At 64.5% G+C, this 22,896-nt stretch carries 24 protein-coding genes; 7 read left to right on the top strand and 17 right to left on the bottom strand.

Annotated elements, in window-relative coordinates; translation table 11 throughout:
• Positions 1-52: 52 nt before the first annotated feature.
• The 6 genes from IMX18_RS19045 to ffh all read right to left on the bottom strand — a co-directional run bounded on the left by IMX18_RS19045 (position 53) and on the right by ffh (position 4,132).
• The gene (locus IMX18_RS19045) at positions 53-460 is read right to left on the bottom strand and encodes an acyl-CoA thioesterase (RefSeq protein WP_096009939.1); all 408 of its coding nucleotides are present in this window, start codon (positions 458-460) and stop codon (positions 53-55) included.
• A gap of 93 nt (positions 461-553) precedes the next feature.
• The gene (gene rplS, locus IMX18_RS19050; protein WP_003252148.1) at positions 554-904 is read right to left on the bottom strand and encodes a 50S ribosomal protein L19; all 351 of its coding nucleotides are present in this window, start codon (positions 902-904) and stop codon (positions 554-556) included.
• 42 nt (positions 905-946) lie between these two features.
• Complete coding sequence (trmD, locus tag IMX18_RS19055; RefSeq protein WP_096009938.1) at positions 947-1,699, bottom strand: tRNA (guanosine(37)-N1)-methyltransferase TrmD; 753 nt, start codon at positions 1,697-1,699, stop codon at positions 947-949.
• A 3-nt stretch (positions 1,700-1,702) separates the two neighbouring features.
• Entirely contained in the window at positions 1,703-2,239 is a 537-nt protein-coding gene (gene rimM, locus IMX18_RS19060; protein WP_025337913.1) for a ribosome maturation factor RimM, read from the bottom strand.
• A gap of 5 nt (positions 2,240-2,244) precedes the next feature.
• Entirely contained in the window at positions 2,245-2,496 is a 252-nt protein-coding gene (gene rpsP / locus IMX18_RS19065; RefSeq protein ID WP_003259424.1) for a 30S ribosomal protein S16, read from the bottom strand.
• Positions 2,497-2,755: 259 nt separating this feature from the next.
• Positions 2,756-4,132 carry a signal recognition particle protein gene (gene ffh / locus IMX18_RS19070; RefSeq protein ID WP_013971189.1) on the bottom strand — a complete coding sequence of 459 codons (1,377 nt, stop codon included), beginning with the start codon at positions 4,130-4,132 and terminating at the stop codon, positions 2,756-2,758.
• A 324-nt stretch (positions 4,133-4,456) separates the two neighbouring features.
• Between ffh and IMX18_RS19075 the strand changes: the two genes are divergently transcribed.
• The 3 genes from IMX18_RS19075 (at position 4,457) to IMX18_RS19085 (ending at position 8,058) form a co-directional block, all read left to right on the top strand.
• Positions 4,457-5,266: a cytochrome C assembly family protein gene (locus IMX18_RS19075; protein WP_013971188.1), complete on the top strand. Its 810-nt coding sequence runs from the start codon at positions 4,457-4,459 to the stop codon at positions 5,264-5,266.
• A gap of 9 nt (positions 5,267-5,275) precedes the next feature.
• The gene (locus IMX18_RS19080; protein ID WP_217190052.1) at positions 5,276-6,481 is read left to right on the top strand and encodes a transporter associated domain-containing protein; all 1,206 of its coding nucleotides are present in this window, start codon (positions 5,276-5,278) and stop codon (positions 6,479-6,481) included.
• Positions 6,482-6,756: 275 nt separating this feature from the next.
• On the top strand, positions 6,757-8,058 hold the full coding sequence (locus IMX18_RS19085; protein ID WP_054573205.1) for an MFS transporter: 1,302 nt from the start codon (positions 6,757-6,759) through the stop codon (positions 8,056-8,058).
• A 32-nt stretch (positions 8,059-8,090) separates the two neighbouring features.
• Here IMX18_RS19085 and purT read toward each other — a convergent pair whose 3' ends face one another.
• From purT to IMX18_RS19110, 5 genes are all read right to left on the bottom strand, one after another.
• The gene (gene purT, locus IMX18_RS19090) at positions 8,091-9,272 is read right to left on the bottom strand and encodes a formate-dependent phosphoribosylglycinamide formyltransferase (protein WP_013971185.1); all 1,182 of its coding nucleotides are present in this window, start codon (positions 9,270-9,272) and stop codon (positions 8,091-8,093) included.
• A 76-nt stretch (positions 9,273-9,348) separates the two neighbouring features.
• Entirely contained in the window at positions 9,349-9,816 is a 468-nt protein-coding gene (locus tag IMX18_RS19095) for a 7-cyano-7-deazaguanine/7-aminomethyl-7-deazaguanine transporter (RefSeq protein WP_003252131.1), read from the bottom strand.
• Positions 9,817-9,983: 167 nt separating this feature from the next.
• Positions 9,984-10,181 carry a DUF1289 domain-containing protein gene (locus tag IMX18_RS19100; RefSeq protein WP_043935378.1) on the bottom strand — a complete coding sequence of 66 codons (198 nt, stop codon included), beginning with the start codon at positions 10,179-10,181 and terminating at the stop codon, positions 9,984-9,986.
• Positions 10,171-10,695, bottom strand: coding sequence for a gamma carbonic anhydrase family protein (locus IMX18_RS19105; protein WP_015269134.1), 525 nt, complete (start codon positions 10,693-10,695; stop codon positions 10,171-10,173). Before IMX18_RS19105 ends, IMX18_RS19100 begins: the two co-directional genes overlap by 11 nt.
• 44 nt (positions 10,696-10,739) lie before the next feature.
• Positions 10,740-11,339, bottom strand: coding sequence for a CoA pyrophosphatase (locus IMX18_RS19110; protein WP_003252125.1), 600 nt, complete (start codon positions 11,337-11,339; stop codon positions 10,740-10,742).
• A 124-nt stretch (positions 11,340-11,463) separates the two neighbouring features.
• Between IMX18_RS19110 and IMX18_RS19115 the strand changes: the two genes are divergently transcribed.
• The 4 genes from IMX18_RS19115 (at position 11,464) to IMX18_RS19130 (ending at position 18,989) form a co-directional block, all read left to right on the top strand.
• The gene (locus IMX18_RS19115; RefSeq protein ID WP_061303194.1) at positions 11,464-12,015 is read left to right on the top strand and encodes an NUDIX hydrolase; all 552 of its coding nucleotides are present in this window, start codon (positions 11,464-11,466) and stop codon (positions 12,013-12,015) included.
• Between the two features lie 22 nt (positions 12,016-12,037).
• Entirely contained in the window at positions 12,038-12,592 is a 555-nt protein-coding gene (locus IMX18_RS19120; RefSeq protein WP_013971179.1) for a L,D-transpeptidase family protein, read from the top strand.
• A 160-nt stretch (positions 12,593-12,752) separates the two neighbouring features.
• Positions 12,753-14,435 (top strand): ShlB/FhaC/HecB family hemolysin secretion/activation protein, encoded by a 1,683-nt coding sequence (locus IMX18_RS19125; RefSeq protein WP_217190051.1) that lies wholly within the window; start codon positions 12,753-12,755, stop codon positions 14,433-14,435.
• Positions 14,436-14,462: 27 nt separating this feature from the next.
• Positions 14,463-18,989: a hemagglutinin repeat-containing protein gene (locus IMX18_RS19130; RefSeq protein WP_217190050.1), complete on the top strand. Its 4,527-nt coding sequence runs from the start codon at positions 14,463-14,465 to the stop codon at positions 18,987-18,989.
• A 247-nt stretch (positions 18,990-19,236) separates the two neighbouring features.
• On the opposite strand, the gene IMX18_RS19135 is transcribed toward IMX18_RS19130, so the two are convergent.
• The 6 genes from IMX18_RS19135 to gspH all read right to left on the bottom strand — a co-directional run bounded on the left by IMX18_RS19135 (position 19,237) and on the right by gspH (position 22,894).
• On the bottom strand, positions 19,237-19,896 hold the full coding sequence (locus IMX18_RS19135) for a general secretion pathway protein GspN (protein WP_100412964.1): 660 nt from the start codon (positions 19,894-19,896) through the stop codon (positions 19,237-19,239).
• Positions 19,893-20,279: a type II secretion system protein GspM gene (gene gspM / locus IMX18_RS19140; protein ID WP_100412963.1), complete on the bottom strand. Its 387-nt coding sequence runs from the start codon at positions 20,277-20,279 to the stop codon at positions 19,893-19,895. Before gspM ends, IMX18_RS19135 begins: the two co-directional genes overlap by 4 nt.
• Positions 20,276-21,352, bottom strand: a complete 1,077-nt coding sequence (gene gspL, locus IMX18_RS19145) for a type II secretion system protein GspL (protein ID WP_100412962.1) — start codon at positions 21,350-21,352, stop codon at positions 20,276-20,278. Before gspL ends, gspM begins: the two co-directional genes overlap by 4 nt.
• Positions 21,349-21,900: a hypothetical protein gene (locus tag IMX18_RS19150; protein ID WP_043935375.1), complete on the bottom strand. Its 552-nt coding sequence runs from the start codon at positions 21,898-21,900 to the stop codon at positions 21,349-21,351. The genes gspL and IMX18_RS19150 overlap by 4 nt, the downstream gene beginning before the upstream one ends.
• 191 nt (positions 21,901-22,091) lie before the next feature.
• Positions 22,092-22,460 carry a type II secretion system protein GspI gene (locus IMX18_RS19155; protein WP_054573199.1) on the bottom strand — a complete coding sequence of 123 codons (369 nt, stop codon included), beginning with the start codon at positions 22,458-22,460 and terminating at the stop codon, positions 22,092-22,094.
• On the bottom strand, positions 22,457-22,894 hold the full coding sequence (gene gspH, locus IMX18_RS19160; RefSeq protein WP_015269125.1) for a type II secretion system minor pseudopilin GspH: 438 nt from the start codon (positions 22,892-22,894) through the stop codon (positions 22,457-22,459). Before gspH ends, IMX18_RS19155 begins: the two co-directional genes overlap by 4 nt.
• Positions 22,895-22,896: the final 2 nt, after the last annotated feature.

A 22,896-nucleotide genomic window follows, 5' to 3' on the forward strand; every position in this document is an offset into this window, starting at 1 on the left:
CATCGCGACACAAGGCCGCTCCTACAGGGGCCGCGTCAGGCCCAGGATGGGCTCAGGCCTGGGGCAAAACCGGCACCGGCCGCTTGTCCTCGTCGATGGCGACGAAGCTGAACACCCCGTGAATCGCTCGCTCGCGCCCATCCAGGTACATGTTCTCGACGAACACATCCACCTGCACCTGCAAGCTGGTATTACCCACCTTGATGACCGACCCCACCAACTCCACGATCGAGCCCGCCGGGATCGGGTGCTTGAAGTCGATGCGGTCAGTGGACACGGTCACCAGTGGCAGGCGGCAGAAGCGCGTGGCAGCAATGAACGACACTTCGTCCATCCAGGCCAGGGCGGTGCCGCCGAACAGGGTGTTGTGGTGGTTGGTGGTGTTGGGGAACACCGCCTTGGTCACGCGGGTCACCGACAGTTCGGTGCGGCGCAGGATTTCCTGCTCTCGGGTAGTCATGGCAATCACATCTTCGGGGGTCAAAACGCAAAAAAGCAGCCCGAAGGCTGCTTTTTTCTCGCTAGGCGGCCTCGGCCACCGGGCAAACTGCACTCAGGACAGTTTTTCCTTGATGCGAGCGGCTTTGCCGGACAGGTCGCGCAGGTAGTACAGCTTGGCTTTACGCACGTCACCACGACGTTTCACGGCCAGGCTGTCGATTTGCGGGCTGTAGGTCTGGAAGGTACGCTCTACGCCAACGCCGCTGGAGATCTTGCGCACGGTGAAGGCGCTGTTCAGACCGCGGTTACGCTTGGCGATAACGACGCCTTCGAACGCCTGCAGACGGGAACGCTCACCTTCCTTCACTTTAACCTGAACGACAACGGTGTCGCCTGGTGCGAAGGTCGGGATTTCCTTGCTCATCTGCTCGGCTTCGAGCTGCTGGATGATCTTGTTGGTCATGCTGTGCTCCTAAGATGGATACGTGATCCACCATCGATACGTTTAACTATCGTCCCGCTCGCGGAGATATTCCTCGAGCAGCTTCTTCTCTTCTCCAGAAAGCGAGCGACTTTCCAGAAGATCGGCGCGTCGTTCGAAGGTCCTACCAAGGGACTGCTTCATTCTCCAACGCCGGATGTGTGCATGGTTGCCACTTAGCAACACGTCGGGAACACGCTGATCCGCATACACCTCAGGTCGGGTGTAGTGCGGGCAATCGAGCAGACCGTCGGTGAAGGAATCTTCTTCCGCCGAGTCCACATGCCCTAAAGCTCCGGGCAGCAGCCGTGTAACCGCATCGATCAGTACCATGGCCGGCAGCTCGCCACCGGAAAGCACATAGTCGCCAATCGACCACTCCTCATCGACATGAGCCTCGATAAAGCGCTCGTCGATGCCTTCATAACGACCGGCGATCAGGATCAACGATTCCTGTTCGGCCAGGCCTTTGACCGCCTGCTGAGTCAGCTTGCGGCCTTGTGGCGAAAGGTAGATCACCCTCGCCGCTGCTCCGGTCGCTTGCCTGGCGCTAACCAGGGCATCTTCCAGAGGCTTGATTTTCATCACCATGCCCGGACCACCGCCAAACGGCCGATCATCCACCGTGTGGTGACGATCTGTGGTGTAGTCCCGCGGGTTCCAGCAAGTCACCTGAAGCAACCCCTGTTTCACCGCGCGGCTGGTAATGCCGTACTCCGTGATGGCCGAGAACATCTCGGGGAACAACGTGATGACGTCTACGCGAAGGTTACCCATCGTTTAGAAGTCCGCGTCCCATTCAACCCGCATCACGCCTGCTTCCAGGTCGATATCGAGCACGCATTGCGCCGTATAGGGCAACAGACGCTCGCGATCATCCAGGCTGCCTGCGCAGGGCTTGACCACCATTACATCGTTCGCACCGGTCTCCAACAGGTGATCGACCTTGCCGAACAGTTGTTCGTCCTGGTTGATGACCTTCAGGCCGACCAACTGGTACCAGTAGTACTCGTCAGCAGCCAGGTTGGGCAGAAGGCTCCGCGGAATGCAGATTTCGTAACCGCTCAGAAGACGGGCTTCATCGCGATCATCGAGGCCTTTCAGCTTCACGACCAGGCCCTTCTGGGAGCCACGACCGTTGACCAGCTCGACCTGCTTTACCTTGCCTTCGTGCCGAAGCGTCCAGCGCGGATAATCCAACAGGTTTTCAATCGGATCGGTAAAGGAATACACCTTCACCTCGCCGCGAACGCCGTGAACCGAAAAAATCTTGCCAACGACGATGAGGTCGTCAGCCTTTTCTGGCGTCGCGTTCATACTACTCAGGCAGCAGCCTTGGCAGCGTCCTTCAGCAGCTGAGCAACGCGCTCAGACGGCTGTGCACCCTGGCTCAGCCAGTAGTTGACGCGCTCTTGGTTGACCGACAGCTTGACTTCGGCGCCAGCAGCGATCGGGTTGAAGAAACCTACGCGCTCAACGAAACGGCCGTCACGGGCGTTACGCGAGTTGGTCACGGTCAGGTGGTAGAATGGGCGCTTTTTCGAGCCGCCACGGGCCAGACGAATGGTTACCATGTGAACATCGTTCCTATAGTCGGTGCTGCAGTTGATACAGCAGCTGGTACTGCAAATCTGAATGCCAAATAGGCACACGGGTGCCCAAAAGGCCGCATATTCTCGGGGAATACACGGACATTTGCAAATGACTTTTTCGGCAAGGCCCTGCCCTGCCGTCCAGATCTGCCGGTTGAGCCGCGAAATCCGCGGCCATTGCCCCGCCACGACGGGGGTTCTGGACGCCTGCCGGACAAACGGCAGGCCCCCGGAATAGGGGTTACAGCTTCGGCATGCCGCCGCCCGGCAGCATCCCGCCAAGGCCGCGCATCATCTTGGCCATGCCGCCCTTGGCGGAGAATTTCTTCATCATCTTCTGCATTTGCTTGTGCTGCTTGATCAGGCGGCCGACGTCCTGCACCTGGGTGCCGGAACCGATGGCAATGCGGCGCTTGCGCGAGCCGCTGATCAGCTCCGGATCACGGCGCTCGGCCGGGGTCATGGAGTTGATGATCGCTTCCATCTGCTTGAACTGCTTCTCGGCGGCGCCCTGGGCGTTGCCCATCTGCGACAGGTTGACCCCGCCGATGCTCGGCAGCTTGTCCATCAGGCCGCCGAGGCCGCCCATGTTCTTCATCTGCTGCAGCTGGTCACGGAAGTCTTCGAGATCGAAGCCCTTGCCCTTCTTCAGCTTCTTGGCCAGCTTGTCGGCCTTGGCCTTGTCGATGTTCTGCTCGGCCTGCTCGATCAGGCTGAGCACGTCACCCATGCCGAGGATGCGCGAGGCGACGCGGTCGGGGTGGAACGGTTCGAGGGCTTCGGTCTTCTCGCCCATACCGATGAACTTGATCGGCTTGCCGGTGATGGCACGCACCGACAGCGCGGCACCGCCACGGGCGTCACCGTCGACCTTGGTCAGCACCACGCCGGTCAGCGGCAGCGCCTCGCCAAAGGCCTTGGCGGTGTTGGCCGCGTCCTGGCCGGTCATGGCGTCGACCACGAACAGGGTCTCGATCGGCTTGACCGCGGCATGCAGAGCCTTGATCTCGTCCATCATGTCGGCGTCGATGTGCAGACGGCCGGCGGTGTCGACGATGACCACGTCGATGAACTTCAGCTTGGCTTCGCGGATGGCCGCTTCAGCGATGGCCACCGGCTTCTGGCTGATGTCGGACGGGAAGAAGGTGACGCCGATGTCGTTGGCCAGGGTTTCCAGCTGCTTGATCGCCGCCGGGCGGTAGACGTCGGCGGACACCACCATCACGCTCTTTTTCTTGCGCTCCTTGAGGAAGCGCGCCAGCTTGCCGGCGGTGGTGGTCTTACCGGCACCCTGCAAGCCGGCCATCAACACCACGGCTGGCGGAGCGGCGTTCAGTGCGAGGTCTTCGTTGGCCGCGCCCATCAGGCTTTCCAGCTCGGCCTGGACGATCTTCACGAACGCCTGGCCCGGGGTCAGGCTGCGCGACACTTCGGTGCCGACTGCACGGTCCTTGACGCTGTTGACGAAATCCTTGACCACCGGCAGGGCAACGTCGGCCTCGAGCAGGGCCATGCGCACTTCGCGCAGCGTGTCCTTGATGTTGTCTTCGGTCAGCTTGGCCTTGCCGGTGACATGGCGCAGCGTCTGTGACAGGCGGTCGGTCAGGTTTTCGAACATGGTGATCCTTTCAGGCCCAGTAAAAGCCGAGGTTTGTCAGGCGCCCAGGGGGGAATGCATACCCGCCGGGCACAGCAAGGCGGCGATTATAGCGAAGTGCGGCGGCGGCGCACACCTTGCTGGCGGCCGGGTAGATATTCGGTGGCTGTGCCGGCCTCTTCGCGGGTGAACCTGCTCCCACAGGAACATCACCATCCTGAAGAGCGGCGCGATCCCTGTGGGAGCGGGCGCGCCCGCGAATGCCGCACCGCAGTCTGCCAGTCTTCCTAGACCAGCGCGATCTATGCCAAACTCCGTCTCTTTAAGGCTCGCCAACCAGGACTTATGTTCTCCTCACCCAGCCTCATCCCCAACCTGATCGCCGCCGGCCTATATATAGCAGCGGCCATCTACCAGGGCTCTTACCTTGCCCAGAACCGCAAGGCCGACAAGCGCCTGCTTGCCCTGCTGGGTGCCTTCGCGGTACTCGCCCAGGCCGGTGCGCTGTTCTTCCAGCTGATCACCCCGCTGGGCCTGAGCCTGGACTTCTTCAGTGCCGCCAGCCTGATCGCCGTGGCCGTCATCGCCCTGACCCTGCTGGCCTGCTTGCGCATACCCGTGGAAAACCTGCTGGTGCTGCTGTTCCCGCTGGGCGCGGTGACCGCGCTGCTGGCCCAGTTCGCGCCCCCCGGCACGGTGCCGCTGGTCAACGAAGAGCCGGGCATCCTCGCGCATATCCTGCTGTCGATCCTGGCCTATGGGCTGTTCACCATTGCGGTGTTCCAGGCCCTGCTGTTGCTGCTGCAAGACCGCCAACTGAAGAACAAGCACCCATCCGGGCTGATCCGCAACTTCCCGCCGCTGCAAACCATGGAAAGCCTGCTGTTCGGCTTCCTCTGGGCTGGCTGGTGCCTGCTGTCGCTGTCGCTGATCTCCGGCTGGCTGTTCCTCGACAACCTGTTCGCCCAGCATCTGGTACACAAGACTCTGCTGGCCTGTATCGCCTGGGTGGTGTTCAGCGTGCTGCTGTGGGGCCGTACCCGCCTGGGCTGGCGTGGCCACAAGGCCATCCGCTGGACGCTGGCCGGTTTCTGCCTGCTGATGCTGGCCTATTTCGGCAGCAAGCTGGTTCGCGAATTCATCCTGCATATCTGACGGCCGCCCATGGATACCCTGCCGTACGCACCGCTATTCGGCACCCTGGCACTGGCGCTGTTGTGGTCGGCGCTATTCACCGCGGTGGATGCCGCCCGCCTGCAACTCAATGGCGCGCTGCGTGTCGGCGACGACGGCCAGCCCGTGCTGCCGGCCCAGGCCCTGGTGCTGTGCGCCAGCCTGGGCAAGCTGCTGGTGCTGGGCCTGGCCTGCCTGCTCGGCCAGCGCCATAGCGGCGAGCACGGCTTCTGGCTGGCCGGGTTGGCCGCCACCCTCGTCCTGCTGGTGTTTGCCGAATACCTGCCGCGGCGCCTGGCCCGGCGCAACCCGCAAGCGTTCGTCAGCCTCGGCACCAGCCTGCTGAAAGTACCCCTCGCCCTGCTGCAACCGCTGGCCTGCCTGCTGGATGGCATTGCCAAGCTGATCCTGCGTCCGTTCCGTGTACAACCCACGGCCGTGGCCCTGCACCCGCAGGAAGCCGACGAGTTCGACGAGGATGAGGAACACGAAGCACCGCGCCACGGCCTGCTCGACGGCCTGCAGTCACTGGACAAGATGACCGTCAACGACATCCTGGTACCGCGCAACGAAGTGGACGGCATCAGCCTCGACGAGCCGATCGAGCGCATCATCGAGCAACTGATCGTCAGCCGCCACACCCGCCTGCCGGTGTACCACAGCGACATCAACCAGGTTGAAGCAATCCTCAATACCAAGCTGATCAGCCACCTGCTGCCCAAGGCCGAGCTGACCCTGGAGATGCTGCTCGGCGCCTGCTACGAGCCCTATTTCGTGCCCGAGAGCACGCCCCTGCAAATGCAGCTGCTGAACTTCCACAAGCAGCAGCGCCGCCTGGGCGTGGTGGTGGACGAGTACGGCGAAGTGCTGGGCATCGTTACCCTGGAAGACATCCTCGAAGAGATCGTTGGCGAGTTCGAGGATGAACACAGCCTGGACAACCCCCACGTGCACCCGCAGCCCGATGGCACCTTCGTCATCGACGGCACCGCTTCGCTGCGCGAGATCAACCGCAGCCTGGGCTGGCACCTGCCCTGCGACGGCGGGCCGAAGACCCTCAACGGGCTGGTCACCGAAGCGCTGGAAAGCATCCCGGAAAGCGCCGTTTGCCTGAAGATCGGCCGCTATCGCCTGGAAATCCTCGAAACAGAGGACAATTGTGCCAGCAAGGTACTGGTGTGGACCGTGACCCGATAGCTATACTCGGGTCACGCTTACCCAGCCCCGCCGTCCCGCCTGCTACCCGCACCCGGCGCTCCACGGCCAGTCCGCTCCACTGACACGCCCCGCGGTCCTGCTTCAACACCCCGAACAGTGCCCGCCCCCGCCCCTATCCCCCTTGGGCTATCGTCAGTCGGGCGCACACAACAACAAAACGCTCCGGCGCCCGCGCCACCGTGCCTGCCCTTTTGCATTGCACGCCGCGGGGCTTATCCCAATGGAGCCGGACCAGACTGTCAGGGACCTATTCAATGACAACCAGCAGCACCTATGCCGAAGCGCCTGCCGCGCCGGTCAACTCGCCCGCGCGGGTAGCCACTGCCAGCTTCATCGGCACCGCCATCGAGTTCTACGATTTCTACGTCTACGCCACTGCCGCCGCCTTGGTGATCGGCCCGGTGTTCTTCCCGTCCGGGTCGGGCACCGCGCAGATGCTGGCGGCCTTCCTCACCTTCGGTATCGCCTTCCTGGCGCGCCCGCTGGGTTCGGCACTGTTCGGCCACTTTGGCGACCGTATCGGCCGCAAGTCGACCCTGGTCGCCTCGCTGCTGCTGATGGGCGTGTCCACCACGGCCATCGGCGTGCTGCCGGGCTACGACAGCATTGGTGTCTGGGCGCCGATCATCCTCTGCCTGCTGCGCTTTGGCCAAGGCCTGGGCCTGGGTGGCGAATGGGGTGGCGCGGCCTTGCTGGCCACCGAGAACGCGCCCGAAGGCAAGCGCGCCTGGTTCGGCATGTTCCCGCAGCTGGGCCCGTCGATCGGCTTTTTGGCCGCCAACGGCCTGTTCCTGACCCTGGCCCTGGTGCTCAGCGACGAGCAGTTCCGCGAGTGGGGCTGGCGCATTCCGTTCCTGCTCAGCGCCGCGCTGGTACTGGTGGGCCTGTATGTGCGCCTGAAGCTGGAAGAAAGCCCGGTGTTCGCCAAGGCCGTCGCCCGCCACGAGCGGGTGAAAATGCCGGTGGTCGACCTGTTTTCCAGATACTGGCTGCCGACCCTGCTGGGCGCAGCGGCGATGGTGGTGTGCTACGCGCTGTTCTACATCTCCACGGTGTTCTCGCTGAGTTATGGCGTGACCACGCTGGGCTACAGCCGCGAGACGTTCCTTGGCCTGCTGTGCTTCGCGGTGGTGTTCATGGCCCTGGCCACACCACTGTCGGCCTGGCTCAGCGACCGCTACGGGCGCAAACCAGTGCTGATCGTCGGCGGCCTGCTGGCGGTGGCCTCGGGCTTTACCATGGAGCCGCTGCTGACTTCGGGGTCGACCGCAGGCGTGGCGCTGTTCCTGGCCATCGAACTGTTCCTGATGGGCGTGACCTTTGCGCCGATGGGGGCACTGCTGCCTGAACTGTTCCCGACCCACGTGCGTTATACCGGCGCTTCGGCGGCCTATAACCTGGGCGGCATCGTCGGCGCCTCGGCGGCACCGTTCTTTGCCCAGAAGCTGGTGAGCATGGGTGGGTTGAGCTGGGTGGGGGGTTATGTTTCGGTGGCGGCGGTGATCAGCTTGATTGCCGTGCTGTGCCTGAAAGAGACCCGCAATACGCAGCTGTAAGTAAATGGGGCCGCGTTGCAGCCCCAATCGGATCAGAACTCGACCTTGACCGCCTGCGAAGCACGGGTCGCCTTGGCACGCGCCGCTTCGACCGATTCGTCACGCGCCAGACACACGCCCATGCGGCGGGTACCGTTGATTTCCGGCTTGCCGAACAGGCGAATGGCGGTATCCGGCTCGCTCAGCGCCGCACCCAGGTTGGCAAAGCTGGTCTGCTGCGACTGCCCCTCGGGCAAGATCACCGCCGAAGCCGAAGGGCCGAACTGGCGCACAACCGGAATTGGCAGGCCAAGAATGGCGCGGGCATGCAGGGCAAACTGCGACAGGTCCTGGGAAATCAGGGTCACCAGGCCGGTGTCATGCGGGCGCGGCGAGACTTCGCTGAACCACACCTGGTCGCCCTTCACGAACAGTTCCACGCCAAACAGGCCACGACCGCCCAGGGCATCGGTGACCGCCTTGGCCACCCGCTGCGACTCGGCCAGCGCCTTCGGGCTCATGGCCTGCGGCTGCCACGATTCCTGGTAGTCACCCTTCTCCTGGCGGTGGCCGACTGGCTCGAGGAAGGTGGTGCCACCGACGTGGCGCACGGTCAGCAGGGTGATTTCGTATTCGAAGTCGATGAAGCCCTCGACGATGACCCGGCCTTTGCCGGCGCGGCCGCCTTCCTGGGCGTACGCCCACGACTTCTGCAGGTCGGCATCGCTGCGCAGCAGGCTCTGGCCCTTGCCCGACGAGCTCATCACCGGCTTGACCACGCACGGGTAGCCGACATCGGCCACGGCCTTGGCGTAGTCTTCATAGGTGTCGGCGAAGTGGTACGGCGAGGTCGGCAGGTCCAGCTCTTCGGCGGCCAGGCGGCGGATGCCTTCACGGTTCATGGTGAGCTGGGTGGCGCGGGCGGTCGGCACCACGTTGAAACCTTCGTTTTCCAGCTCGACCAAGGTGGCGGTGGCGATGGCCTCGATTTCAGGGACGATGTAGTGCGGCTTCTCGGCCTCGATCACCGCGCGCAGGGCCACGCCATCGAGCATGTTGACCACGTGGCTGCGGTGCGCCACCTGCATCGCCGGGGCATTGGCGTAGCGGTCGACGGCGATCACTTCGACGCCCAGGCGCTGCAGCTCGATCACCACTTCCTTGCCCAGCTCGCCACAGCCGCAGAGCAGTACACGGGTCGCAGTGGGCGACAAGGGGGTTCCGATACGGGTCATTTCAGGTCCTCGAAGGCGTCCGGGGCCGCACCAGGCTTGGCGCCGCCCGCTGAAAAAGGACCGCTATTCTACACCATCAACCCGCCACGGCGGCCCGTCGGGCGCGAAATGCCATGGCCAGCCACACGGCGGTGACACCGGCGAATTTCGAGGCCATGGCGGTGCCGATCACGGCTGGGGTCAGGGCACCGATCATGCCGAAGAAGATGAAGGTGTCGACCGGGATGCTCAGCGCCGAGCTCAGCCACAGGCGGTCGCGCAGCGGTCGGCGGGTGATGCTGAACACCAGCCAGTCGATCAGTTCGGAAATGAAGAAGGCGGTGGCGCTGGCCAGGGCGATGGCCGGTTCCGAGGTGACGTAGGACAGCACCAGCGCCGCCAGCATGGCGACCAGGGCGCCATGGCCGAAGCGGGTTTGCACCATGTCGCGCAGGATGAACACCAGGCCGCCCCAGGCGGACCAGATGATGTCCAGGTGCGGCGCGCTGGAGAAGGCGTAGTTGATCAGCACTACGCTGCTGATGTAGGCAATCAGATAGAACATGGCGGGTAGTCTGTGGGCAAGCGGCACAGATTACCGCTGGCTGGTTCGCGGGTAAACCCGCTCCCACAGGGGCGGGCGAGCGAAGAGGCCATAACTACAAACGAACACCTTTTGCCTTGCTGGCCTCTTCGCAGCACAAGGCTGCTCCTACAGGGGGGCGCGTCAGCCTACAGGATGAGGCCAGCCTCCACGGCCCTTTCATGGCAACGCTTGAGCACAGCCCGGCGCTCGTCGTTGTCCATCCGCCCCCAGCGGCTGATTTCCGCCACGCTTCGCTGGCAACCGGTGCAGATATCCTGCTCGTCCAGTGCACAGATGCTCACGCACGGCGAGGCCACCGGCCGCTCCACTACATCACTCATCATCAACCACCAACTCCCGTGCATAACGCTGGGCATTGTGCACGTAATGCGCGGCACTGGCTTCAAGCATGCGTTTCTGCTGTTCGGTCAGCTCGCGCACCACCTTGCCCGGCGAACCCATCACCAGCGAACCGTCGGGGATCTCCTTGCCTTCTGCAATCAGCGCATTGGCGCCAATGATGCAATGCTTGCCGATACGCGCGCCATTGAGGATGACCGCGTTGATACCGACCAGGCTGTAGTCGCCCACCGTGCAACCATGCAGCATGGCGTTGTGGCCAACGGTCACGCCCTTGCCCAGGGTCAGCGGCGAGCCCATGTCAGTGTGCATCACCGTGCCATCCTGCACGTTGCTGCCTTCGCCAATGTCGATCAGCTCGTTGTCCCCGCGCAGCACCGCGCCAAACCACACGCTGGCATCGGCCTGCAGGCGCACCTTGCCAATCAGCGTGGCGTTGGGTGCGGCCCAACTGGTGGGGTGGCTCTCGACCCGCAGGTCGCCCAGGCGGTATTTCATGCTTGCTCCTCAGGCTGCAACGCAGACGACGGGGTTGGCCCCGCTCAGTTTTCGATGTAACGCTCCGGGGGCTGGTGCAGGCTGATGCCGGCATCGAACAGCAGGTTGACCAGTTCGACGATCATGATCGCCGACAACCCCCAGATCTTGTATTCGCCATAGCGATAGCTGGGCACATACCAGCTGCGCCCCTGGTAATCGATACGATGGGTATGGTCGCGCGGGTCCTGGCGGAAGAATTCCAGCGGCACGGTGAATACTGCCGCGATCTCGGCATCATTGGCACGGTATTCGACAAAATCGGGGATGAGCCCGACGAATGGCGTCACTTTCAGGCCGTGCAGCGAAATCAGCGGGCTGAGCGGGCCGATCACTTCCACCAGGCCTGGTGGCAGGCCGATTTCTTCTTCGGCTTCACGTAGCGCGGTGAACACCAGGTCCGGGTCTTCCGGGTCGCGGCGGCCACCGGGAAAAGCCACTTCGCCGCCGTGGGTGGACAGGCCCTTGGCGCGCAGGGTCAGGACCAGCTCGGGCGCTTCGCTGCGGGTAATGGGCAAGAGGACCGCCGCTTCGGGGAACCGCCGGTCGGTTTCCAGTGATGCGGGTTGGTGGTTGCTCATTCGGCGAAGTAGCTCGTCCAGCATTGCGCACGCTCATATCCAAGGCCTGCCTTGCATGATGCACCAAAGGCGCGAAGCACCCAAGCCCCGTGCGCTTGCGACGGCACGGCCGGCGCGCCAAGATAGCCCGGAGCAAAAGGAACGACACATGAAATTCTGCAGCGCGTGCGGCCAGCCGGTCACTCAGCGGATCCCCGAGGGCGACAGCCGCCTGCGGTATGTCTGCGAGGTTTGCCAGACCATCCACTACCAGAACCCCAACATCGTCGCCGGCGTTTTGCCGACCTGGGGCAGCCAGGTGTTGCTGTGCCGGCGCGCCATCGAGCCACGCCGCGGCTTCTGGACCCTGCCCGCCGGTTTCATGGAAAACGGCGAAACCCTGGACCAGGCCGCCCGTCGCGAAACCGTCGAGGAGGCCTGCGCCCGGGTCGGCAGCATGAGCCTGTACCAGCTGTTCGACCTGCCACACATCAACCAGGTGCACGTGTTCTTCCGCGCCGAGCTTGCGGACCTCGATTTCGCTGTCGGTGTCGAAAGCCTGGAGGTGCGGCTGTTCGAGGAACATGAGATTCCGTGGGGCGAGCTGGCTTTCCGCACCGTCACTCGCACACTAGAATGCTACTATCGCGATCGCATCAGGCAGCACTACCCCATAGGCCATGAATACCTGCCGCCGATGAACGTCTCGCCCACCACCTAGAAGCCTTCAGGGATACCGTTACATGCGCTGGTTGCTTGCCCTTTTCTGCCTTTGCGTTACCTCGGTGTCCCAGGCGGCCTTCACCGAGACCATCATCCGCAAGCCCCAGCCGGCAGTGCAAACCCCGTCGCCTTCGCAGCAGGCCATGCAACCGCTGATCGACAAGGTGCTGGTGATCAAGTCCGAGCGCCGTCTGCAACTGATCAGCCGTGGCGAACCGCTGAAAACCTACCGCATCTCGCTGGGCAAGCAGCCAAAAGGCGCCAAGGAGCGCGAAGGCGACAAGAAAACCCCCGAGGGCCTTTACTGGCTGGACTGGCGCAAGCAAAGCGACCGTTTCAACCTGGCCATACACATCAACTACCCGAACATCAACGATGCGGCCCGTGCCACTCGTGAAGGGGTGAGTGCCGGCAGCATGATCATGATCCATGGCACGCCGATCAACGACGAGTATCCGGAGTGGTACTTCCATACCCTGGACTGGACGGATGGGTGTATTGCCATGCGTAACCGCGACATGCAGGAAGTGTGGGACCTGGTGCGGGATGGCACGTTGATCGAAATTCGGCCCTGATAGCGGGCCTTTCAACTGATGCTGTAGGAAGCTTCCCACCATCAGGCAAGAACGCGCCCTACAAGCGCTTAGGCCGGGTACTGCATCCAGGCGAACCCCTTAATTTTTAGCATCCACGCAGACGAGTACGAAATCCGTACATCATTTGCGGGGTGCTTCAATGCCGTTCCACATTCATCGCGCCACCTGCTGGGCGCTCACCTGCTGCCTGTCAGGTTTGCTGGCCGCACCACAGGCGTTGGCCGACGACCCGGCCAGCCAGCAACTGCGCGATCAGCAGCGCGGGCTGCGACAGCTGGAACAGCAACAGCGGCTGGAACGCTGGCAGCGCCAACCCGCCCCTGCCGAAAGCCACGACGCCACCGCCCCCCTCCCCCAGGACCAGCGCTGCTGGGCCATCACTGGCGTACGCGTGGCCGGCAACCGCGAGCTTTCCGACTCGGCGCTAACGCCAACCCTCCGCAGGTTCATTACCCCGTGCATGGGCATCGCGGAAATCAACGGGCTGCTGAAAGCCATCACCCAGCGCTATGTGCAAGCCGGATACCCGACCAGCCGGCCCTACCTGCAGCAACCTCCACAAGACGGCGCACCGCTGAACCTGGTCATCGTCGAGGGGTTCGTCGAGTCCATCGAAATGGCCGGCCCCGAGTTGCCCCTGTCCCTCCCCGGCGCCTTTCCCGGCCTGCTCGGGCAGCCACTGTTCCTGCCAGCCCTGGAGCAAGGCCTCGACCAGCTCAACCGGCTGCGCGCTTATGACCTGTCCGCAGAGTTGCTGCCCGGCGAACTGCAGGGCGGCACCCGGGTTGTCGTGCAGCCGCGCAAGGTGGCCTCGCGCGGGCACCTGGACAGCCGCTTCGACAACCGCGGCAGCGACCTGACCGGGCGTCATCGCCTGAACCTCGGCTTCGGCCTGGACAGCCCACTGGGCCTCAATGATGACCTGCGCCTGTCACTGAACGGCACGGTGCTCGATGCGCCCGGGCAAAGCCAAGGCATCTCGCTGTACTACAGCATCCCCTACGGCGCCTGGACCTTCGCGCTCAGCGCCAGCGAGCTGCGCTACGAGGCGCCGCTCCCCCACAGCCGCCAGGTAGCCGACGGCAGCAGCAGCTACAAGGGCCTGAGCGTCGAGCGGGTGCTGTGGCGCAACCAGCAAGGCATGCTCAGCGCCAGCGCCCGGCTGGACCGCAAGCAGATGGTCAACCGCAGCGCGGGCGCGGTGATCGTCCAGCAGAGCCCCACCCTGGTCTCCTTGGAAGCGGGTATCAACCTGCTGTGGCTCCAGGGCGGCCTGTGGAATGGCTACCTCGGTGTCGCCCAGGGCATCGATGCCTTCGGCGCCGACCGCTCACCGCTGGGAGCGGAACGCCTGCGCCCGGATTTTCGCAAGTACCGAGCCAACCTGCTGCACCTGCGCCAAGGCCCGGCCAGCCACCCATGGCGCTGGCAGAGCGAACTGGCTCTGCAGTACAGCAGTGACCCGCTACCCGCCGTCGAGCAGTTGCTGGCCAGCGACGATTCGGCCGTGCGCGGGTTTCGCCTGCGTACCTACTCAGGTGCCAGCAGCGCCGTCTGGCGCAACACCGTCAGTCAGCCGCTGCCGGAGCGCTGGACGGCTCCCCTGCAGGTACGCCCCTACATCGGCCTGGACCTGGGCTGGACCCGCACTGCCGAAGGCAAGCCTTCACAGCGCCTCGCCGGGGCCACTGCCGGTGCCGAACTGAGCCTGCCCGGCAGCCACCTGCGCCTGGGCTACCAACGGGCGCTGTATGCCAGCGACCTGCCCCGCCCGCTGCTGGAACCCGGCTTCTGGGTAGTGGAACTGGCCCTGACCATCTGATTCACCCACAACAAAGAGAACGAGAACATGCAAACACTCTCGCAGTCACCGTATTCCCGCCCGGATATCTTGCGCTGGGCCATCTTCCTCGGACTGCTCGGGCCCGGCGCCGCACTGGCCCAGGGCGGCCTGGCAGCAACCAGCGGCCCCGGCGGTACACCGGTCATCAACGACGGCCACGGCGTCCCGGTCATCGATATTGTCGCGCCAAACGCCAACGGGCTGTCACACAACCAGTTCCTCGACTACAACGTCGACCGTTCAGGGCTGGTGCTGAACAATGCCACCCAGGCCGGGCAGTCGGAACTGGCCGGTGCCCTGGCGGCCAACCCGCAATTCCAGGGCCAGGCCGCCTCGACCATCCTCAACGAGGTGGTCAGCCGCAACGCCTCGCTGATCGAAGGGCCGCAGGAAATCTTCGGCCGCCCGGCCGACTACATACTGGCCAACCCCAATGGCATCACCCTCAACGGCGGCAGTTTCATCAACACCACACGCGCCGGCTTCGTGGTGGGTACCCCCGAGTTCGAGGGCCAGCAACTGAAGTACCTCGACACGCTCAACGCCAGCGGTACCCTGCAAGTGCTCGAGGGCGGCCAGCGAAACCCCAACGGCGCCCTCGAGCTGATTGCCCCGCGCGTGGACAGCAAAGGACTGCTGATGGCGCGCAACTCCATCGATATCACAGTGGGTCGCAACCGTATCGACAGCAGCAGCGGCGAAATTGTCGAGCACCTGCCCGGCACCCCTTCCAGCATCGATGCCAGCCTGTTCGGTGCCATGCGCGCCGGGCGCATTCGCGTGGTGAGCACCGCAGAAGGTGCTGGTGTGCGTGTGGGGGCATCGCAGCTGCTTGGCATCGACGGGGTCGACATCCAGTCGGCCGGCGCCCTGCAGGTCAGCGGCAAGGCCGACAGCCCCGTCGAACTGCACAGCGAACAGGGCGATCTGCGGCTGACCGCTGCCGATGACCTGACACTCGAAACCGTCGATGGGCAGGCTCGGCGAATCGAGGCCAAGGCGGGCAAGAAGCTCACGCTGGATGCCACAACCCGCGAGAACATCGAGCGCGACAGCGACAGCTGGAACAAGAAGTTCCTGTTCGTCACCCGCGAAACCTACAACCGCGAAACTACCACCACCCAGCAGCAGCAACAGGGCAGCCGCTTGCAAGGCAAGGACAGCGTGCTGCTGCAATCCGCTGACGACATGCGCCTGGTGGCTGCCAAGGTGGATGCTGGCAATGAGCTGACCCTCGACAGCGGCGCCAACCTGGCCATCGCTGCGGGCATCGACAGCCAACACACCGAAGAGCAGGTTCGCCACCGCAAGGACTTGTGGCGCGGTGACAGTGATACCGAACAGTACAAGGAAACCGCACAAGGCAGTGCGCTCCAGGCCCAGCGTATGACGCTCAAGGCCAAGAATACTGTCGATGTGAAGGGGAGCAGCCTGCACAGCCGCGGCGACATGGCGATCGAAGCCAAGGAGGCAAACATCGCTACCACCGCCCTGCAGCAGCGCGGTACCCGGCGCGACTATCGCGGCGACCTGGTATCCGGCACCTTCTTTGGCGACCGCAAGGGTAACGACAGCGAAGGCCAGGCCGTTGCCGGCAGCAGTGTCACGGCGGATGGCAAGCTTACCGTGACAGCTGACCAGGTAGCCATCAAGGGCAGTACCGTGTTCGGCAAGGAGGACTCGGTGCTCTACAGCACAAAAGGTGCACTGGCCATCGAAGCCGACCATGGTCGAACCACCTCTACCGACCGTACCAGCGACAGCAAGCTGTTCGGCCTGATTGGCAGCGACCGCGAGAACACCGAGCGTACGCAACAGGTGCTTACCAGCGACGTCAGCTCGGCCACCAATTTGCGCCTGGCCAGCGCCGAGGAAATGCGCATCCAGGGCGCCAAGGTCGTAGCGGGCGAGCACCTGCAGGTAGAGGCCAAGGGCGACCTGCTGATTACCAGCGCGCAAGCGGTTGACGAGCGCGAAACCCGTAACCAGCAACGTGGGTTCACTGCCAGCGCCAAGCAGACCCAGGAGGCCGAGGATGGCAAGCCCGAGTCCCGCCAGTATTCGGCCGGCATTGCCTATGACGTCGCCACCACCAGCAGCAGGCAACGCACCACCAGCCAGGTCGCCAGTGAGCTCGAGGGCGCCTCGGTGAGCCTTGGCAGCAGGGCCCACCTGCAAGTCAACGGTTCCACGGTGAAAGCCGCCGCAGGCGACCTCGATGTGCAGGCCCAAAAGGTGACCCTGGGGGCAACCCGCAATGACCACGACACCACCACCAGCACCACCCAGAGTGGCGGCGGCTTGACGGTGACCGGCGGCATCGACCGGCTGGGCAGCTTGTTCGAAGGCCATCACAACCGCCAGGTGCAGACTGAACGCGACAGCAAGGCGCAACGCAGCACATTGCAGGCCAGCGGCGACCTGAAGCTCAAAGGCGATGAACTGGTCACCGAGGCCGCACGCGTCAAGGCTGGCAACACTCTGCAGGTAACGGCCAAACGCATCGACAACCGCGCGGTGCAGGATATCGAGGAACGTGAACAAAGCCGTGACGACTGGTCGGGCAGCCTCGGCGCCAGTGTCGAGTATCGCGACCTTACCCGCCCCATCGAACGCCTGGTGCTGGGCGAAGAAGCCGCACGCTTCCAGCAAGCCTCCCCCGAAGACGCCATGGCGCCACCCAGCGTTGGCGCCGACATGACCGTGGAGCACATCAAGCGCCTGGAAAACCAGCGCCGCGGCTTTGCCCAGGTGAGCGAGTTGTCCGGGGCCGAGGTCGAAGTCAAGGCCGACAACATCACCGACCAGGGCACCGCCTGGCGCGCCAACGCCGGCAAGCTGCAGATCGAGGCCCGACAACACCAGATGCAGGCGGCCGAGAACACCCAGGAAAATACCGTGCAACGCCTGGCCTACGGCGGCGATGTTCGCCTGGACACCAGCACCGGCGAAGACCTGAATGTACGCGCTGCCGGCAAAGGCGGCTCGCTGGACAAAAAGGACAGCACCAGCAGCGCCGTACCCGGCAGCCTGTATGGGCAACAGGGCATCCAGGTGCAACTGGGCAGCTCAGGCCATTATGAAGGGACGCGCATCGATGGCGGTGAAGGCAGCGTGGTCATGAGCAGTGCCGGTTCGCTGACATTGCCCCAGGCAACCGACCAGGTCGAACAGCAGTCACGCCAGCTCGACGGCAATGCCTGGGCCAAGGTCGGCAACCGCCCGGGCAGCACCGGCGTCTATGGCCGGGGCTACCTCGACCACGGCCAGAGCCAGAGCACACAGCGCAAGGCCCAGGTGGCGCAGATCGACGCCAAGGGCCAGGTACATCTGAGCAGTGGCGGCGACCTGTTGCTCGAAGGCACCCGCATTGGCAGCCGTGAGGCCAAGACCGGCGACATTCAACTGCAAAGCGGCGGCCGGCTGCAGGTCAAGGCGGCCAGCGATACCCAGAACGCTACCGGCGCCAAGATGGGCGGCGGCGTGGAGCTGGCGGTCAAGGCTGGCGACACCAAGGGCGGTGCCATCGGAGGCCACTTCAGCCACGGCAAGCAGGATGAAGAGGCACGCCAGGCGGTGAATGCCCTGTTCGCAAGCAACGGCACAGTGACCCTGGGCAGCAGCGCCCGCGAGAATGTCGCCCTGCACCTTGAGGGCCTGCAGGCTTCGGCCGAACAAATAACCCTCGACGCATCGAATGGGGGCATGCTGGTGGAAGCGTCATCCAGCCAGGAGCGACGTGACAACCTCGACATCACCGCCGGGGCCGGCTTCGACATGGCCAAGGGCGCGCTCGATACTCGCGGCCTGCATGGCCGCGTCAAAGTGGAGCTCGACAAGCGCGACAACCTCACCTGGAATGCCAGCGACCTGCGCGCCGAGCGCATCGACTTGCAAAGCCGCGGCGATACCCGCCTCGAAGGCACCACCGTGGAAGCTGGGCATATCAAGGGAATGATCGATGGCGACCTGCGTATCGCCAGCCGCAAGGACAGCGTCGATACCCTGAGCGTGAAAGGTGATGCCCGCCTGAGCCAGGAGAAAAACCCGCGAGGCTACGTCAACGCGGCCACTTCGGTGGCAGGGCCACTGGGGAGCAAGGTGAATGAAAAAGCTGGCTCCGCCCTGAGCAAGGCAGACCCGGGGCTCTCGCCCACCTTCAGCCTCGACGTGTCGCACGCGCAGCGCGACAGCGTAGGCCAGCAGGCCACGCTCAAAGGTAGCGACGGCATCGACCTGCAGGTTGGTGGCAACGCTCACCTGGTGGGGGCACGCATGCAGTCGGCCAAAGGCGATGTGGTACTCGACGCCAACTCGGTTAGCCGGGAAACACTGAGCGGTAACGACTATCGCCGGGATGTGTCGATCGATGCGTCCAACTCACCGGTGGACCTGGGCACGGCGGTGGCCGAGCTGGCCAAGGGCAAGGGTGCGGCGGATGGGGAAAATGCACTGGACCTGGGGTTGTTGAGGACCAGTGGGCACAATCGCAGTGAGCAGTGGGCTTCGAGTGTGCAGGGCAAGAAAAACTGAGGCAGGCGCCGCGCTGGAGGGCACGGGCTTCGCCCGTGTTCGCGGGTAAACCCGCTCTCATGGAACTCATTGGTTCAGTGAGTTTTTGTAGGAGCAGCCTTGTGCTGCGAAGAGGTTGGTACTGACAAAGCCTGATTATTGCTCGTACCGGCCTCTTCGCAGCACAAGGCTGCTCCTACAAAGGACGGGTCGGAGTCGATTGGATAAGTTGTAGGAGCCGAGCCAGCTTGCCGGCGATAACACCTGTCTACCAGCGCAAATCCCGCTGCCCTGCCAGCGCCTGCGGCCCAAGCCACTGCACGCCACGCAGCAAAGGCGTCAGCGCCGCTTCTGGCTGCAACTCCACCACCACTTGCGCCCGTCGCGCTGGCAGGTCAGCATCCACGGCCAACAGATGCTGCCCCGGCTGCGCCAACTGCCCGCGCAGGTGCCAGCCGCTGCGGCAGTCCATTTCCAGCCAGCCCTGCCCCAGGCCCAGTGACCAGGGCTCGCTCAAGGCAAGGTCGGTTACCGCGATGCGGCCTTCGCTGGCACGGCATTGCCGCCCTGCTCCCTGCACCCGCAACGCGCCTTGCCACTGGCCGGCCAAGCGGAAATCCGTCGTCACCGTCGCCTGGGCCCCCATGGCCGTCGCCTCCAGCCGCCAACGCCATGGCCAGCCTTCGGCGCGCAACTGCCAGGCCTGGCCCTGGAAGCCGAGCTGCGCGTTCGCCTGCATGCGCCAGGGCTGCACCACCCAACGCAATGGCCCGACCGGCCCCAGTTGCTGCGCCTGGCCTTGCCACAGGCTGCCGCTGACCTCACGCGCTGGCAGGCCTATCCCGCGCACCACCCAGCTGGCCGGCAGTTCCACCAGCAATGTCACGGTGAATACCAACAGCACCCACGCCACACTTCTTCGGCTCATGGCCGCACCACCAGGTCGAAGCGCAATCTCTTTTCATGCTGTTCCAGCCCCCACTGCAATGGCTGTACGCCTTCTGCACGCAGGGTCTGCAACCAGCCTTGCAGCACTCGCTCGTCGGCCACCTGCCCACGCAGTTGCCAGGTCTTGCCCTGCGCATCGACCTCGGCCAGTTCGATCTGCCGCGCCTGGGCCGACTGGCGTAGCCGCTCCAGGCTCACCCCCGGGCCGCCTTGAAGGCTGGCGGCCTGTTCGGCCAGCCCGCGCCACTGGCTGAGCTCGAGCCATTGCGCAAGGCCTGCGCGCAGGGCCAGGAAAGCCAGCAAAACAGCAATCAGTAGCCAGGCGAACTTCAAACGGTGACGCTGTATCCAGTTCCGGTTCATGAGGCGGCTCCCAGGTCGAACATCACTTGGCCGTCCTGCACCTGAACGGAGGCCCCGGCAGCTGTCGCCATGTCGCTCCATGGCGGCGTACTGCCGTCACCCTCCAGCCGCAGGTGCCAACGCTGGCCGTCGAAACGTACCGCTTGCAAGTGCCAGCCGGGATGGTCACGCAGCCATGTCTGCAGCGCCGCCTGCAAGTCTTCAAGCTGTCGTGTACGCAGTTGCTGTTGTAGTTCACTTTCGCGCAGGCGCTTGAGGGCCTGCGCGGCGTGCCGGGGGCTGGCCTGCTCACCGGTCACGGCGATGACCTGGCTGCGCCAGAGTTGCGCCTGGGCCCACTGCTTGTTCAACCACAGCCCGCCCCAGACGGCAGCCAGTACCAGGCAGGCCGCGAGCAGCCGTTGCTGTGGCCGGGAAACCACCGGCAGCGAACGCACCTTGCGGGTACGCTCGAACAGGCCTGGCAATAAATCGAGCGGTGCCAGCGTACTGGGCCAGTCTCCGCTCAGCGAAACCTTTTGCAGCTCCGCCCACGGCTGCCGTGGCACCTCGCCCAGTGCATCCGGCCAGGCCAGCCAGTGCTCCTGCCTGTCTTCGGCCAGCCCTTTGTACAAATACATGCCGGGTGTGCGCTGCCATTGCCAGGCATGTCCCGCCTCGGGGGGCGGCAGCAGCTGTAGTTCTGCCCAGCAACGTGCCACCTGCAAGCCCCATTCGGCGCACTGCCCGCGCCAGTCCTCCAGTTGCTGACGAGCCACTACCAGTAACCGAAGATGGCCGGGCTCGCGGGCCAGGCAGGCGCATGTCACCTCGTCGACTGCCTGCAGCAAGCGGTCTTCGAGCAACAGCGGCCATTCTTCACGCTTGAGCCCCGGCGGTGCCGGCACGCGGAAGTAGCTGCAGGTCTCGGCAGGCAGGATCAACGCAACACGGGCTTGCAGGTTCGCCGGGGGCTCGCCCTGCCCATGGCGTTGCACAAGGCCGCCCTCGGCCAGCGCCCAGTGCCAGACAACGCCCGGTCGCAGCAACAGCCACGACTGGGCCGGGCTGCGCCGCCGCCATTCAAACTTCATGAGCGCCCCCACGGGAGGGCGAATGTGCAGACATAAGGTGCTCCGTCACGCTGCAGTTCCAGACGCACGCCACGGCCGGGGTGCGCAGGTTGGTCGGAAGGCCAGGCCAGCCAGCGGCCGCCCTGGTAATAAAGAACATTCATGGCGCTGACCCGGTCGAGCCGCTCGCGCTGGACCCAGCGTGGGGCGGCGGCGGCATAGAGATCGGCCGAGCTTTCCAGCAGCAGGCGCTGCTCACGCGCCTCGAAGCGCAGGCGCTGGCGCTGCAGGCGCGAGCCGCCTTCGGCTTCCGGCATGCCGGTGATGGCGACCCAGAGCAACTGGTTGCTTGCCGGTTGCCAGTCCAGCCAGCGGCTGGCCAAGGGCAGGCGCTGGTCGTAGACACGGCGCATTACCGGGCTGTCGAAGCGACGCTCCAGGGCCAGGCAGAAATCCAATACCGAGGTTTCCTGGTTGGTGACCTGCAGGCGTTCGCGAACCTTGAGCCAGCCGTTGACCAGGGCGGCGAGCATGATGCCGAGCACGGCGGTAAGTGCCAGGGCTACCATCAGCTCGATCAGGGTAAGGCCGGCCTGGCGGTGCCTCGTGGGTAGACATCTGCGCGGGGGGTTGAACTGAGCATCTGTGGGAGCGGGTTCACCCGCGAACACCGGCGAAGCCGGTGCCATGCACCGCGGTGCCTGCTTCGCGGGTAAACCCGCTCCTACAGGGACCGCGCACGCTTCACGATCTCTGTAACTCATGGCCGCTCCAGAAACACGGTGTACTGGCCTAGCGGCAGGCGCTGGTCGCGGTCGGCGAACAACAGCAGCTCGCCACGGCGCAGGTCGCGTACGCCGGTGCGGCGCAGTTGCAGTTGCCAGTGGCAGCGCTGGCCGCCCTGGCTCAGTTCACCGCCAACCTGGTTTTCAGTTGGCCAGTACTGCTCGACGGCAAAGCGGGTTTGCAGTTCTCGCGCGCATAGCAGGCCAAGGCGGTGTTGCTGCAGGTTGTCCTGCACCGCCAGGCGCTGGCGCAAAACCTGGCTGGTGATCACCGCCAGCACCGCGGCAATCGCCAGGGCCACGGTTACCTCCAGCAGGGTGAAGCCACGCTGATGCCGCTTCATGGGGCGACCACCACCTGCATGCGGCCATCGCGGCTCCAGGCCCATTGCTGGCTGCCATCGGCCCAACGCCAGCGCACCTTGCCTGGTTGCGCCCAGCCATGTGGGGTGAACAACAGGCGCGGCTGCGGGCTGGCCGGCCAGTCCGGGCGCAGCCCCTTGGGCCAGTCACCAAGGGCGACTGCCTCGACCACCCAGCCATTACCCTCGCGCCGGACGAACTCCGGACGCTGGCCATTCCAGCGCAGCCCGCGCAGCTGCCCGGCATGCCGGGCCAGCGCGGCCTGCGACCGGGCCTCGCTCGCCAGCCGTTGCAGCGCCTGGTCGACACTGGCCTGGCTGTTGCCGAACCCGGCCACCGCCAATCCGGTCATCAGCCCGGCGATGGCCAGCACCACCAGCAATTCGATCAGGCTGAAGCCCCGCTGACGACGCACCC

This window comes from Pseudomonas shirazica (genome assembly GCF_015168335.1).
GTDB classification, from domain to species: domain Bacteria; phylum Pseudomonadota; class Gammaproteobacteria; order Pseudomonadales; family Pseudomonadaceae; genus Aquipseudomonas; species Aquipseudomonas asiatica.